This is a genomic window from Cupriavidus sp. 05T41 (genome assembly GCF_056396525.1).
In genome coordinates, this window is sequence record NZ_JBFTLQ010000003.1 from 80,668 (window position 1) to 93,502 (window position 12,835).

The 12,835-nt window shown below is 66.4% G+C and carries 13 protein-coding genes; 4 read left to right on the forward strand and 9 right to left on the reverse strand.

Going from position 1 to position 12,835, the window contains the following annotated elements; all coding sequences use genetic code 11:
* Positions 1-61: 61 nt before the first annotated feature.
* Positions 62-1,525, reverse strand: a complete 1,464-nt coding sequence (gene guaB / locus AC1DKV_RS02620; RefSeq protein WP_477137400.1) for an IMP dehydrogenase — start codon at positions 1,523-1,525, stop codon at positions 62-64.
* Positions 1,526-1,648: 123 nt separating this feature from the next.
* Between guaB and AC1DKV_RS02625 the strand changes: the two genes are divergently transcribed.
* Both AC1DKV_RS02625 and AC1DKV_RS02630 read left to right on the forward strand, forming a co-directional pair.
* Positions 1,649-2,608, forward strand: a complete 960-nt coding sequence (locus AC1DKV_RS02625; protein WP_477137401.1) for a DMT family transporter — start codon at positions 1,649-1,651, stop codon at positions 2,606-2,608.
* A gap of 168 nt (positions 2,609-2,776) precedes the next feature.
* A complete protein-coding gene (locus AC1DKV_RS02630; RefSeq protein ID WP_477137402.1) occupies positions 2,777-3,343 on the forward strand; it encodes a DUF4124 domain-containing protein in 567 nt (188 codons plus the stop codon).
* A gap of 25 nt (positions 3,344-3,368) precedes the next feature.
* Here the strand turns inward: AC1DKV_RS02630 and AC1DKV_RS02635 are convergent, their stop codons facing one another.
* The gene (locus tag AC1DKV_RS02635) at positions 3,369-3,713 is read right to left on the reverse strand and encodes an RnfH family protein (RefSeq protein WP_441613496.1); all 345 of its coding nucleotides are present in this window, start codon (positions 3,711-3,713) and stop codon (positions 3,369-3,371) included.
* Positions 3,700-4,137, reverse strand: coding sequence for a type II toxin-antitoxin system RatA family toxin (locus AC1DKV_RS02640; RefSeq protein ID WP_441613495.1), 438 nt, complete (start codon positions 4,135-4,137; stop codon positions 3,700-3,702). Before AC1DKV_RS02640 ends, AC1DKV_RS02635 begins: the two co-directional genes overlap by 14 nt.
* A gap of 292 nt (positions 4,138-4,429) precedes the next feature.
* On the opposite strand from AC1DKV_RS02640, the gene smpB reads away from it, so the two are divergent.
* Positions 4,430-4,882, forward strand: coding sequence for an SsrA-binding protein SmpB (smpB, locus tag AC1DKV_RS02645; RefSeq protein WP_441613494.1), 453 nt, complete (start codon positions 4,430-4,432; stop codon positions 4,880-4,882).
* An 85-nt stretch (positions 4,883-4,967) separates the two neighbouring features.
* Here smpB and AC1DKV_RS02650 read toward each other — a convergent pair whose 3' ends face one another.
* The 3 genes from AC1DKV_RS02650 to ppsA all read right to left on the reverse strand — a co-directional run bounded on the left by AC1DKV_RS02650 (position 4,968) and on the right by ppsA (position 8,901).
* On the reverse strand, positions 4,968-5,894 hold the full coding sequence (locus tag AC1DKV_RS02650) for an SPFH domain-containing protein (protein WP_477137403.1): 927 nt from the start codon (positions 5,892-5,894) through the stop codon (positions 4,968-4,970).
* A gap of 79 nt (positions 5,895-5,973) precedes the next feature.
* On the reverse strand, positions 5,974-6,399 hold the full coding sequence (locus AC1DKV_RS02655; RefSeq protein WP_477137404.1) for an NfeD family protein: 426 nt from the start codon (positions 6,397-6,399) through the stop codon (positions 5,974-5,976).
* Between the two features lie 117 nt (positions 6,400-6,516).
* Positions 6,517-8,901, reverse strand: a complete 2,385-nt coding sequence (ppsA, locus tag AC1DKV_RS02660) for a phosphoenolpyruvate synthase (RefSeq protein WP_477137405.1) — start codon at positions 8,899-8,901, stop codon at positions 6,517-6,519.
* A gap of 282 nt (positions 8,902-9,183) precedes the next feature.
* Here ppsA and ppsR point away from each other — a divergent pair, with 282 nt between their 5' ends.
* Entirely contained in the window at positions 9,184-10,077 is an 894-nt protein-coding gene (ppsR, locus tag AC1DKV_RS02665) for a posphoenolpyruvate synthetase regulatory kinase/phosphorylase PpsR (RefSeq protein WP_477137406.1), read from the forward strand.
* A 39-nt stretch (positions 10,078-10,116) separates the two neighbouring features.
* Here ppsR and AC1DKV_RS02670 read toward each other — a convergent pair whose 3' ends face one another.
* The 3 genes from AC1DKV_RS02670 to lpxB are packed head-to-tail and all read right to left on the reverse strand — an operon-like array spanning position 10,117 to position 12,829.
* A complete protein-coding gene (locus tag AC1DKV_RS02670) occupies positions 10,117-10,902 on the reverse strand; it encodes a TrmH family RNA methyltransferase (RefSeq protein WP_477137407.1) in 786 nt (261 codons plus the stop codon).
* The gene (gene rnhB / locus AC1DKV_RS02675) at positions 10,899-11,612 is read right to left on the reverse strand and encodes a ribonuclease HII (protein ID WP_477137408.1); all 714 of its coding nucleotides are present in this window, start codon (positions 11,610-11,612) and stop codon (positions 10,899-10,901) included. Before rnhB ends, AC1DKV_RS02670 begins: the two co-directional genes overlap by 4 nt.
* Entirely contained in the window at positions 11,612-12,829 is a 1,218-nt protein-coding gene (gene lpxB / locus AC1DKV_RS02680) for a lipid-A-disaccharide synthase (RefSeq protein ID WP_477137409.1), read from the reverse strand. Before lpxB ends, rnhB begins: the two co-directional genes overlap by 1 nt.
* Between the last annotated feature and the right edge of the window lie 6 nt (positions 12,830-12,835).

Sequence of the window (12,835 nt, forward strand, 5' to 3'; positions counted from 1 at the left end):
TGTACCGGGCCGTGTGACTGGCGGGGCATCGCGCCCCGCGCAGCCACTGGGTCAAAGCGACTTAGTCGATGTAGTAGTTCGGCGCTTCCTTGGTGATCTGCACATCGTGCACATGCGACTCGCGCATGCCCGCGGCCGTGATCTGCACGAACTCCGAKGTCTCGTGCCAGCTGGCGATGGAGCTGCTGCCGCAATAACCCATGGAAGCACGCACGCCACCGCACAGCTKGTGGATGATCGCCGTGACCGCACCCTTGTAGGGCACGCGGCCTTCGATCCCTTCGGGGACCAGCTTGTCGACGTTGGCGGTATTGTCTTCCTGGAAGTAGCGATCGGCCGCGCCGTCCTTCATCGCGCCCACCGAGCCCATGCCGCGGTAGCTCTTGAACGAGCGGCCCTGGTACAGGAACACTTCGCCCGGCGCTTCTTCGGTGCCGGAGAACATGCCGCCCATCATGACCACGTGCGCGCCGGCTGCCAGCGCCTTGGCGACGTCGCCCGAGTAGCGGATGCCGCCATCGGCCACCAGCGGCACGCCGGTGCCCTTGAGGGCTTCGGCCACGTTGGACACCGCGGTGATCTGCGGCACGCCTACGCCCGCCACGATGCGGGTGGTGCAGATCGAGCCCGGGCCGATGCCGACCTTGACGCCGTCGGCGCCATGATCGACCAGCGCGCGCGCGGCGGCGCCGGTGGCGATATTGCCGCCGATCACCTGCACCTGCGGATAGTTCTGCTTGACCCAGCGCACGCGGTCCAGCACGCCCTGGCTGTGGCCATGCGCGGTGTCGACCACGATCACGTCCACGCCGGCCTTGACCAGCAGGTCCACGCGCTCGTCATTGTCCGGGCCCACGCCGACCGCCGCGCCAACGCGCAGCTGGCCGCGRTCGTCCTTGCTGGCCAGCGGGTKSTCCACGGCCTTCTGGATGTCCTTCACGGTGATCAGGCCGCGCAGCTCGAAAGCCTGGTTGACCACCAGCACGCGCTCGAGGCGGTGGCGGTTCATCAGGCGCTTGGCGTCCTCCAGCGAGGCGTCCTCGCCCACCGTCACCAGCTTTTCGCGCGGCGTCATCTTGGCGCGCGCGGGGGCTTCCAGGTCTTCCTCGAAGCGCAGGTCGCGGTTGGTGATGATGCCGACCACGGTCTTGCCTTCYAGCACGGGGAAACCKGAAATACCGTGTTGATGTGACAGCGCAATCACATCCCGGATCTTCATGTCCGGAGGGATGGTGATCGGATCACGCAGCACGCCGGATTCGTAGCGCTTCACGCGCGCGATTTCGCGAGCCTGGTCGGCCGGCTTCAGGTTCTTGTGGACGATGCCAATACCACCGGCCTGCGCCATGGCGATCGCCAGGCGGGCTTCCGTGACGGTATCCATGGCGGCGGATACCAGCGGAATGTTCAGCTCGATCGAACGGGTCAGGCGGGTACGGAGGGAAACATCACGGGGCAGTACCGACGAATAGGCCGGCACAAGCAGCACGTCATCGAATGTGAGTGCTTTCTGGACAAGACGCATAGCAATTCCTCTAGGCGCAAAACCGAATTATACAGGAATGGCACGTTTCTTGACGCGCCTGCGAGTGCCCTTGTGCGAGTCTGCTATGCTCTTTGTCCTTTTTCCGGCATAGGTCTGACCAAGATGGGTATCGGCGTACTGTGCGGCCTGCTGGCCGGCGCGTTCTGGGGCATGGTGTTTATCGCCCCCAAGCTGCTGCCCGTGTTCTCGCCGTGGGAACTCGCGATCGGCCGCTACCTGGCCTATGGGCTGGTCGCGTTCATTGCCGCGCTGCCGCTGATGAAGCGCATCGCCCGCAAGCTGACCCGCGCCGATTGCGTGGCCCTGCTGCGCCAGGCCTTCACCRGCAACCTGCTCTACTACGTGCTGCTGGCCTTCGGCGTGCAGCTGGCCGGCGTCGGCCCGACGTCGCTGATCATCGGCATCCTGCCCATCTCGGTCACCATCATGGGCAGGCGCGACCACGGCGCGGTGCCGCTGTCCCGGCTGATCTGGCCCTTGCTGGTGGTGGCCGCGGGCATCGCCTGCATCAACATCGACCTGTTCGGCGGCGGTGGCGGCGCCCACGGGCAGGCCGGCGCGGCGGCGCTGCGCCCGGCATGGGAGCGCCTGGCGGGCGTCATGTGCGCGGCAGGCGCGCTGGTATGCTGGACGCTMTATGCCGTCGACAACGCGCGCTACCTGCAGCGCAACCCCCAGTACAGCGGCAACGAATGGTCGGCCTTGTACGGCATCTCCACCGGCGTGGTCTCGGTGGTGCTGGCGATCGCTGGCTGGCTGCTGGCCGGCGACAGCCTGGCCGCCGCCGGCAGCGGCCGCGACTGGCACTGGTTCTGGACGGTCAACGCGGCGGTGGCACTGGGCGCGTCGCTGATCKGCAACAACTTGTGGAATATCTCGAGCCGCCGACTGCCGCTCACGCTGTCTGGCCAGATGATCGTGTTMGAGACGCTGTTCGCGCTGGCATATGGCTTTGTGTTCGACCATCGCCTGCCGCGCCCGCTGGAGATTGCCGCCATTGTGTTGTTGATGGTCGGCGTGGMCTGGTMGGTGCGCTTGCACGCCACCGGCAAGTCTGCCTAAACTAGCGGCCAATCCCGGCGGTCAGGGGCGCGCGAGTCACTCGTGGGGCGGGGATCTCCTGCCTGCCTGGGACGACTGCGAATCGTTGCGGATGGCAGTTGCGGCCTGCCGCAGCGCGCGCCCTTCGCAGCCATTGTTCCCCGCAGGCCGTCACCCCGACCCAAGCCAATGAAACCAATGACTGCGCGCAAGACCGCCCGCCCGCTCGCGCTCCTCACGCTCGCCGCCCTGGCCTGCCTTTGCCAGTCCGGCATCGCCCAGGCGCAATGGCAATGGCGCGACGCCAGCGGCCGTACCGTGTTCAGCGATGTCCCGCCGCCGCCCTCGGTGCCGCCCGCCAGCGTGGTCAAGGCCCCCGGGCGCTTTGCCGGCGCCTTGCGGCCCGCCGAGCCGGCGCCGGCCGTGGCGGCCGTGGCGGCCATGTCGGTGAATGCCAGGACGGAGCTGAAAGGCGAGGCGAAAGCAGAGGCCAGGCCGGCCGCGAGCGCGGAAGACGCCTTCCAGAAACGCCGCGCGGACGCGCTCAAGGCCGAGGCCGAGCAAGCCACCAGGGACAAGCTCGCCCAGGAACGCCAGGTGCGCTGCACCGAGATGCGCAACTTCGCCACGGCATTGCAGCAAAACCGCCGCATTGCCCTGCCGGCCGCGGATGGCTCGGCGCAGCACCTGAACGACGACCAGCGCCAGGCCGAAATGCAGCGCGCGAACGCGAGCATCGCGGAAAACTGCGCCTAGGCGAGGAAACGGAGCGCCTTGCGCGTCAGCCGCCGCGCAGCCATTTCTGGCCTTCCCTGGTGCCGCCGCGACGGGTTTTCAGCACGCGCTTGCGGCGCGCCGACTTCGGATCCGCCACCAGCGGGCGATAGACTTCGATACGGTCGCCGTCGCGCACGACGGTGTCGGGGGTCTTGAGCTTGCTGAAGATGCCCACGCGCAGGGTGGCGGGATCCACCTCCGGGCAGGCCTGCAGCAACCCGGACGCGCCGATCGCGCCGATGACGCTGGTGCCGGGCGCCACCTCGATTTCCCTCAGGAAGGCGCCTTCAGGGCGGGCGTAGCACACCGATACGCGCACCGTGCCGGCCGCCGCGTCAGCCATTGCCATACACCACCTCGGCCCGCTTGACGAAGGCGTCGACGAAGGTATTGGCGATCATGCTGAACACCGGTCCGATGATCTTCTCCAGCAGGAAGCTGGAGAACTCGTAGTGCAGGTGGAACTCKATCTTGCAGGCGTCCTCGCGCAGCGGCGTGAAGCGCCAGGATCCGCTGAAGACCTTGAAGGGGCCGTCCTCGAACACCATATCGATGCGGGTGGGCCGCTCCTGGGTGTTGCGGGTATGGAAGTACTGCTTGATGCCGTTGAAGTGGATGTGGATCTTGGCGTCGAGCATGGTCTCGGTCTGCTCGAACACCTCCACGCCACCGCACCAGGGGAGGAACTTGGGATAGTCCTCGACTTGCGTGACCAGGTTGTACATCTGCTCGGCGGAGTGGCCGAGCAGCACGGATTTATGGACGTCTGCCATGTATCGKGAAATCGGGTGTATCGGGAAAGCAAGCACGGCCCKAACGAATCCCGGGCGCGGCATGACGCACTGCGGGATCCACCGGGGCGGGCCGGTTTGCTAGAATCGCAATTTTAGCCCACGCACGGCACATCGGCATCCCGGCCGCGTCCTKGCCACAATGCAAGGGCGCCTGGCGGCCTCCCGGCGGCGCGGCCCACCCGCCCGGCTTCCCCATCTGATTTCTGGTTTTTCGTTTTTTTGTTTTTTGTTTTTTGTTTTTTCTTACCTTCATCTCCTCTACCCGGATCGCATGACCATCGCAGACAACAAGAAGGCCTTTTTCGACTACTTCATCGAAGAGCGATACGAGGCGGGGATCGTGCTCGAGGGCTGGGAAGTCAAGGCGATCCGCGCGGGTCGCGTGCAGATCAAGGAGGGTTACGTGGTCGTGCGCGATGCCGAGCTGTTCCTGATCGGCGCCCACATCAGCCCGCTGCAGAGCGCTTCGACCCACATCAACCCCGATGCGGTGCGTACCCGCAAGCTGCTGCTCAAGGCCGAGGAAATCAAGCGGCTGATCGGCAAGGTGGAGCAGCGCGGCTTCACGATCGTGCCACTTAACCTGCATTACACGCGCGGCCGCGTCAAATGCGAGATCGGCCTGGCCAAGGGCAAGAAGCAGTTCGACAAGCGCGAAACCGAGAAGAACCGCGACTGGCAGCGCGAAAAGGCGCGCATCATGAAGGGCGCGACGAAGGAATAAGGCGCGGGGAGCAACGCTCCCGCCTGGCGCCAGCCGCGTGCGTCGCGCGCGCCCTTGCCTGCCCTCCTTGCCTTCCCTGTATCCGCTAGGCCTTCTGCGCTTTCACGATCTGCAGCGCGGCCGCCACCATGCTGCTCATCTCCCCGAGGTTGCCCGGCACGATCAGGGTGTTGCCCTGCTTGGCCAGGTTGCCGAAGGCGCCCACGTATTCCTCCGCTACCTTCAGGTTGACCGCCTCCATGCCGCCATCGGTGCGGATGGCGCGCCCGATCTTCTCGATCGCCTGCGCATTGGCTTCGGCCACGGCCAGGATCGCCGAGGCCTCGCCCTGCGCCCGGTTGATGGCGGCCTGGCGGTCGCCTTCCGATTTCTGGATGGCCGCCTCGCGCGCGCCCGTGGCCAGGTTGATCTGCTCCTGGCGCTTGCCTTCCGACGCCGCGATCAGCGCGCGCTTTTCGCGCTCGGCGGTKATCTKGGCCTGCATGGCATGCAGGATCTCCTTGGGCGGCGTGAGGTCCTTGATCTCGTAGCGCAGCACCTTCACGCCCCAGCTGGCGGCGGCTTCATCGAGCGCGTTGACCACGCTGTGATTGATGTAGTCGCGCTCTTCAAAGGTCTTGTCCAGCTCCAGCTTGCCGATCACCGAGCGCAACGTGGTCTGCGACAACTGGGTGATGGCAACCACKAAATTGCTCGAGCCGTAGGACGCCTTCATCGGATCGGTGACCTGGAAATACAGCACGCCGTCCACCTGCAACTGCGTGTTGTCGCGCGTGATGCAGACCTGGCTGGGCACGTCGAGCGGGATTTCCTTCAGCACGTGCTTGTAGGCCACCCGGTCGATGAAAGGCAGCACCACGGTCAGGCCCGGCGTCAGCGTCGCGCGGTACTTGCCGAGGCGCTCCAGCACCCAGGCATGCTGCTGCGGCACGATCTTGAAGCTCTGCGCCACCAGCACGATCACAGCGACCAGGACCAGCAGGGGCAGCAGGCTGCCGAAGAACTCGAACATGTGACCTCCGTGAGGGGGTTGAAGAAAGACAGAACGGAATAAAAACCGCGGGAAACAGGCCCGCGCCAGGACCAAACGCCTAGCGCGGGCTGACGAACAGGGTGTTGCCGTGCACCTCGACGATGCGGAAGCGCCCGGGCGCCGCGGCGGCGCCGGGCTGTAGCTCGACATMCCATTCGGTGCCGCGGTAGCGCACCCGCGCACGGCCGCCCGAGCCCCACGCCGGCACTTCCAGCTCCTGGCCGATGTCCAGGTTGACGTTGGGATCGCACTCGGCAGCATCGCGCCGCGTGCGGCCGTAGCGGGAGCGCCGCAGCACCACGAAGCCGGCCAGGGCCACCAGCGCGGCCAGCACGGTCTGGCTGGCCGCGGCAAGCMCCCCCAGCGCGGCAAGGCCGCCGGCGGCGGCCCCAAGTGCCACCATCAGCAGGTACAAGGTGCCGAGCGCCAGTTCCGCGATCACCAGCACCGCGGCCAGTGCAAACCAGATGTAGTACGGCGCCATCTCCCCCCCTACCGATCAGCAGTCCCAATTGAAAAACCCCCGYAGCGCCAGGGCGCCTGCGGGGGTTCGGAACACCTGGCGCAGGGCCGGTGTACCGCTATTGTGACTTCAAATGCCTCAGGAAGCCAGTTGCTTCCAGGTATCGATGACCGAGTCCGGGTTCAGCGAGATCGACTTGATGCCTTYCTTGGCCAGCCACTCGGCAAAGTCCGGGTGATCCGAAGGACCCTGGCCGCAGATGCCGACGTACTTGTCCAGGCGCAGCGCGGTGGAGATCGCGCGCGACAGCATGAACTTGACCGCCGGGTCGCGTTCGTCGAAGTCCTTGGCCAGCAGTTCCATGCCGGAGTCGCGGTCCAGGCCCAGCGTGAGCTGGGTCAGGTCGTTCGAGCCGATCGAGAAACCGTCGAAGAACTGCAGGAATTCCTCGGCCAGGATGGCGTTGGACGGCACTTCGCACATCATGATGATACGCAGGCCGTTCTCGCCGCGCTTCAGGCCGTGCTTGGCCAGCAGCTCGATCACCTTCTCGGCCTGGCCGAGCGTGCGCACGAACGGCACCATGATCTCGACATTGGTCAGGCCCATGTCGTCGCGCACGCGCTTCATGGCCTTGCATTCCATCTCGAAGGCTTCGGCGAAGTCTTCGGAGATGTAGCGCGAGGCGCCGCGGAAGCCCAGCATCGGGTTTTCCTCGTCCGGCTCGTAGCGCGAACCGCCGATCAGCTTCTTGTACTCGTTGGACTTGAAGTCCGACAGGCGCACGATGACGGGCTTCGGGTAGAACGCCGCGCCGATGGTGGCGATGCCTTCGGCCAGCTTGTCGACGTAGAACGCGCGCGGGCTGGCGTGGCCGCGGGCCACGCTTTCCACGGCCTTCTTCAGGTCAGCGTCGACCTGCGGGTAGTCGAGGATGGCCTTCGGGTGGACGCCGATATTGTTGTTGATGATGAACTCGAGGCGGGCCAGGCCCACGCCCTGGTTCGGGATCTGGCAGAAGTCGAAGGCCAGTTGCGGGTTGCCGACGTTCATCATGATCTTGACGTCGATTTCMGGCATTTCGCCGCGCTGCACTTCCGTGACCTCGGTCTCGAGCAGGCCGTCGTAGATACGGCCTTCATCGCCCTCGGCGCACGACACCGTCACCAGCGTGCCGTCCTTGAGCACGTCGGTGGCATCGGCGCAGCCGACCACGGCCGGCACGCCCAGTTCGCGCGCGATGATGGCAGCGTGGCAGGTACGGCCACCGCGGTTGGTGACGATGGCAGCCGCGCGCTTCATCACCGGCTCCCAGTTGGGGTCGGTCATGTCGGCGACCAGCACGTCGCCGGGCTGCACGCGTTCCATTTCCGCMGGGTCGTTGATCACGCGCACGYGGCCGGTGCCGATCTTCTGGCCGATCGCGCGGCCGCTGGTCAGCACGGGTGCCGTGCCCTTGAGCTTGAAGCGCTGCTCGGCCTTGCCGGCGGACTGGCTCTTCACGGTCTCCGGGCGCGCCTGCAGGATGTAGATCTTGCCGTCGCGGCCGTCGCGGCCCCATTCGATGTCCATCGGGCGGCCGTAGTGCTTCTCGATGATKACGGCGTACTTGGCCAGCTCGGCCACGTCCGCGTCGGTGATCGAGTAGCGGTTGCGCAGTTCGATGGGCACGTCCACGGTCTTCACGCGGCCGGCTTCGCCCGGCGCGGTGAATTCCATCTTGATCAGCTTGGAGCCGATCGAGCGGCGGATGATCGGGTACTTGCCGGCTTCCAGCGTGGGCTTGAAGACGTAGAACTCGTCGGGGTTGACCGCGCCCTGCACCACGGTTTCGCCCAGGCCGTAGCTGGAAGTGATGAAGACCACTTCCTGGAAGCCCKACTCGGTGTCGATGGTGAACATGACGCCGGAAGCGCCCACGTCCGAGCGCACCATGCGCTGCACGCCGGCCGACAGCGCCACCACGTCATGGGCAAAGCCCTTGTGCACGCGGTAGGAAATGGCGCGGTCGTTGTACAGCGAAGCGAACACGTGGCGGATCTTGTCCAGCACGTCGTCGATGCCGCTGACGTTCAGGTAGGACTCCTGCTGGCCGGCGAACGAGGCGTCGGGCAGGTCTTCGGCGGTGGCCGACGAGCGCACCGCGAACGAGGCTTCGGCGCCTTCGCGCTCTTCGGCACGGGCGTAGAACTCGCGGACTTCCTGCTCGAGACGGGGCTGGAACGGGGCCTTGACGACCCAGTCGCGGATCTCGGCGCCGGCCTCGGCCAGTGCCTTGACGTCGTCGACGTCGAGGGCCTTGAGGCGATCGGAAATGCGCTGGGTGAGGTTGTTGTGKGTGAGGAAGTCACGGAACGCGAGCGAGGTGGTGGCAAAGCCGCCGGGAACGCGCACGCCGGCCTCGGCCAGCTGGGAGATCATCTCGCCCAGCGACGAGTTCTTGCCCCCCACGGTTTCCACATCTTCCTTGCGCAACTGCTMGAACGGCAGCACATAGGCGCCGTCAATTGCCGGGTTGTTCATAAAAGCCTCAAAAACAAAGTAAGAAACCTGTTGCTGACGCCCGGAATCTTGTTGGAGTTCTGCTACCGGACGGATCGCTTGGCTAAACAGTCCCGCGCATTCCCACCCTCGGTGGGGACCGGAGTTCGACCGTGATTGCTGCAGCGCACATTGTCGACAATCCGTGGCCGGATCGTTGCCCCGACAGCGCTGGCGGAATTGCTTAGCGAAAAGATCGCCGCTATTCTACCGTGCCGCTCCGCACTTTCGCGGAGCACGGTTTCAAAAAATAATTGTACAGACATGTCCCAGCCCGCCGCTCCCGCCGCGCCCCTTGAGCCGCAGCAATCCCAGGAACCGCGCAAAGAGGAGCGCCCTGCCATCCGTACGGTTTTTATCGTCTCCGATGGCACCGGCATCACCGMGGAAACCTTCAGCCACTCCATCCTGGCCCAGTTCGAGATGCGCTTTCGCAAGGTGCGCATGCCGTTCGTGGACACCCCGGAGAAGGCACATATCGCGGTAGGCAAGATCAACGAGGCCTTCTACGCCGAAGGCGCGCCGCCCATCGTCTTCACCACCCTGGTCAACCAGGAGTCGAACAAGGCGATCCGCCGCGCCAAGGCCATGATCCTGGACATGTTCCAGACCTTCATCGAGCCGCTGGAAAAAGAACTGGGGCTCAAGTCCACGCACGCGATCGGCCGCTTCCACCAGAACGCGGACACCGAGGCCTACCAGAACCGCATCGAGGCGATCAATTTCTCGCTCGCGCACGATGATGGCCAGTCGCACAAGAACCTGGCCGAGGCCGATGTGATCCTGGTGGGCGTGTCGCGCAGCGGCAAGACCCCGACCAGCCTCTACCTGGCGATGCAGTACGGCCTGAAGGCCGCCAACTACCCGCTGATCCCCGACGATTTCGAGCGCGGCAAGCTGCCGACGGCGCTGTACGCGTTCAAGCCGAAGATCTTCGGGCTGTCGATCAACCCGCAGMGGCTGGCCGAGATCCGCAACGAGCGGCGCCCGGGCAGCAAGTACGCCGCGCTGGAAAACTGCCGCTACGAGGTCAACGAGGCCGAGGCGATGATGCGCCGCGAAGGCATCAAGTGGCTGTCGTCCACCCACAAGTCGATCGAAGAGATCGCCACCACGATCCTGCAGGAGATCAAGGTGGAGCGCGACAGCAACTACTGATCGGGAGCGCCGGCGGCGGGGCCGGCGGCAGGAACAGGCTCAGCCGCCCGGCCGCCGCTGGCGCACGGCCTCGAACAGGCAGATCGCCGTGGCTGCCGCCACGTTGAGCGACTCCAGCCCGCCCGGCTGCGGGATGCCCACGGTACGGTCGACCCTGGCCATCCATTCCCGGCTCACGCCGCTGCCCTCGTTGCCCACCACCCAGCCGACCGGCGCACGCAGGTCGGTGTMGTACACCGCGGCCTGAGCGTGCGACGAGGTGGCCAGCAGCGGCACGGCCAGGCGCGGCGCCAGCATCTCGAGCGTGCAATGCTCGACGATATTCAGGTGAAAATTCGCGCCCATGGCCGCACGCAGGGTCTTGGCTGACCAGGCGAAGGCGCTGCCGGTCACCAGGAAGGCATGGCCGATGCCGGCCGCGGCCGCGCTGCGCAGGATGGAGCCGACATTGCCGGCGTCCTGCACACCGTCGAGGATGACGCAGTCGGTGTMGATGCGCGACGGCAGGTGGCCGGACGGCGTATCGATCACCAGCATCAGGTCGATACCGTTGACCACGCCGGCAATCTGCTCGAACAACGCATCGGCCAGCAGCACCACGCGCTCGGGCGCGACCTGCGCCAGCAGCGGTGCGACCTCCGCATGGTCGTAGTGCCGCTCCGACACCACGCACTGCACCGGCTGGCCCAGCGCGGCCAGGTAGGCCTGCGCCAGGTGCACGCCATCCAGCACCGACTGCCCCGCCTTGCGGCGCGCATGCGTCGAGGTGGTCAGCGCCTTGAGATGCTTGAACAGCGCGTTCTCGCGCGAAGTGACGTGTTTCACGATGCCTGCTCCGCCGATGCGTCCCACGCCGACGCGGGTGCCGGCGCGATGGGTCCCCGCGCGATTGCCTCGCGCACGGGCGCGAATGAGCGCCGGTGGTGCGGCGTGGCGCCGAACTCCGCCAGCGCGGCCAGGTGCTGCGGCGTGCCGTAGCCCGCATGGGCATCGAAGCCGTACTGCGGATACGACGCATGCAGCGTGAGCAGCTCGCGGTCGCKCGCGACCTTGGCGAGKATCGACGCCGCMGAGATCGCCTGCACCTTGGCATCGCCCTTGACKATGGCCTCCACCGCGAAGCGCACCTGCGGGCAGCGGTTGCCGTCCACCTGCACCAGGTCCGGCTCGAGGCCGCCGTCGGCCAGGCCATGCACCGCGCGCTGCATGGCCAGCATGGTGGCGTGCAGGATGTTGATGGTGTCGATTTCCTCCACCGACGCAAAGGCGATATGCCAGCCCAGCGCGCGTTCGCGGATCTGCTCGAACAGTTCCTCGCGGCGGCGCGCCGTCAGCACCTTGGAGTCGGCCAGGCCGTCGATGGGCCGGGCGGGATCGAGGATGACCGCGGCGGCATAGACCGGCCCGGCCAGCGGCCCCCTGCCCGCCTCGTCGACGCCGCACAGGCGGCGGGCCTGCGCGGCGGCCGGGGTCAGGTCGAAACCAAGCTGGGCGGCATCGGCCTGCATGGCCCGGGCGGACTGTCGGCGCGCCATTACACGCCCCTCCGTTGGCGGATCAGGTCCGCCACCACGGCCGAGGCGATCTCGGCGGTATTGCGCTTGAGGGTCTGGTGCATCTGGGTGAAATGTTCGCGCAGGAACGCGGTATTGCCTTCGTCGTTGAGCTGCAGCAGGGTCTCGCGCGCCAGCGCCTCGGGCGTGGCGTCGTCCTGCAGCAGCTCGGGCACGACAAAACGGCCCGACAGGATATTGGGCAGCCCCACGTACGGCAGGTAGCCCTGGCGCTTCATGATCTGCGCTGTCAGCCAGGGCACCTTGTACGAGATCACCATCGGCTTCTTGTACAGCGCCGCTTCCAGCGTGGCGGTGCCGCTCGCCAGCAGGATCACGTCGGCGGCTTCCATGGCGAGATGCGACTGGCCATCGACGATGGTGAGCGGGATCTGCGGGAATTGCCGGTGCAGCTCTTCGACGATCTCGCGCAGCGACGCGCTGGCGGCCGGCAGMACGAAKGCCAGGTTGCCGTCCATGTSRTGCATGCGYGCCATGGCGCCRAAGAACGTCGGCCCGAGGTTGCGCACCTCGGACTGCCGGCTGCCCGGCAGCACCGCCACCACGCGGCTTGCGGCGGGCAGGCCCAGCCGCKCGCGCGCGCCTTCGGTATCGGGCACCATCGGGATCACGTCGGCCAGCGGATGTCCCACGTAGGTGGCGGGAATGCCGGCCCTGGCATAGATCTCAGGCTCGAACGGGAACAGGCACAGGATATGGTCCACGGCGCGCGCGATGGTGCGGATGCGCCCGCCGCGCCAGGCCCAGATCGACGGGCTGACAAAGTGCACCACCGGGATGCCGGCACGGCGCAGCGGCACTTCCAGCCCGAAATTGAAATCCGGCGCATCCACGCCGATAAAGCACAGCGGCGGCCGCGCCAGCAGCGAGTCGCGGATCGCGCGGCGCGTGGCCAGGATCTCGCGCAGCGAGCCCAGCACCTCCACATAGCCATTGACCGACAGCGTTTCCATCGGCCATTGCGATTCGAACCCCTGGGCCATCATGCGCGAGCCGCCGATGCCGGCGTAGCGCACGGTCTCGCMGAGGCGCGCCTTGAGCCCGCCCATCAGCAGCGAGGCAAGCAGGTCACCGGAATTCTCGCCGGCGACCATGGCAACCGTGCCGCGCTTGTTCTCGTGCGCCGTGCCCGCTACGTCCGGGGCAGCATCCGTGGCCGGTAGGACACCGTCGACCATGGCGTT

Excerpts from the sequence above, each read along its gene's own strand:
- smpB (WP_441613494.1), top strand. The coding sequence starts at position 4,430 with ATGACCATCGCAGACAACAAGAAGGCCTTTTTCGACTACTTCATCGAA.
- AC1DKV_RS02630 (WP_477137402.1), top strand. The coding sequence starts at position 2,777 with ATGAAACCAATGACTGCGCGCAAGACCGCCCGCCCGCTCGCGCTCCTC.
- AC1DKV_RS02635 (WP_441613496.1), bottom strand. The coding sequence starts at position 3,713 with ATGGCAATGGCTGACGCGGCGGCCGGCACGGTGCGCGTATCGGTGTGC.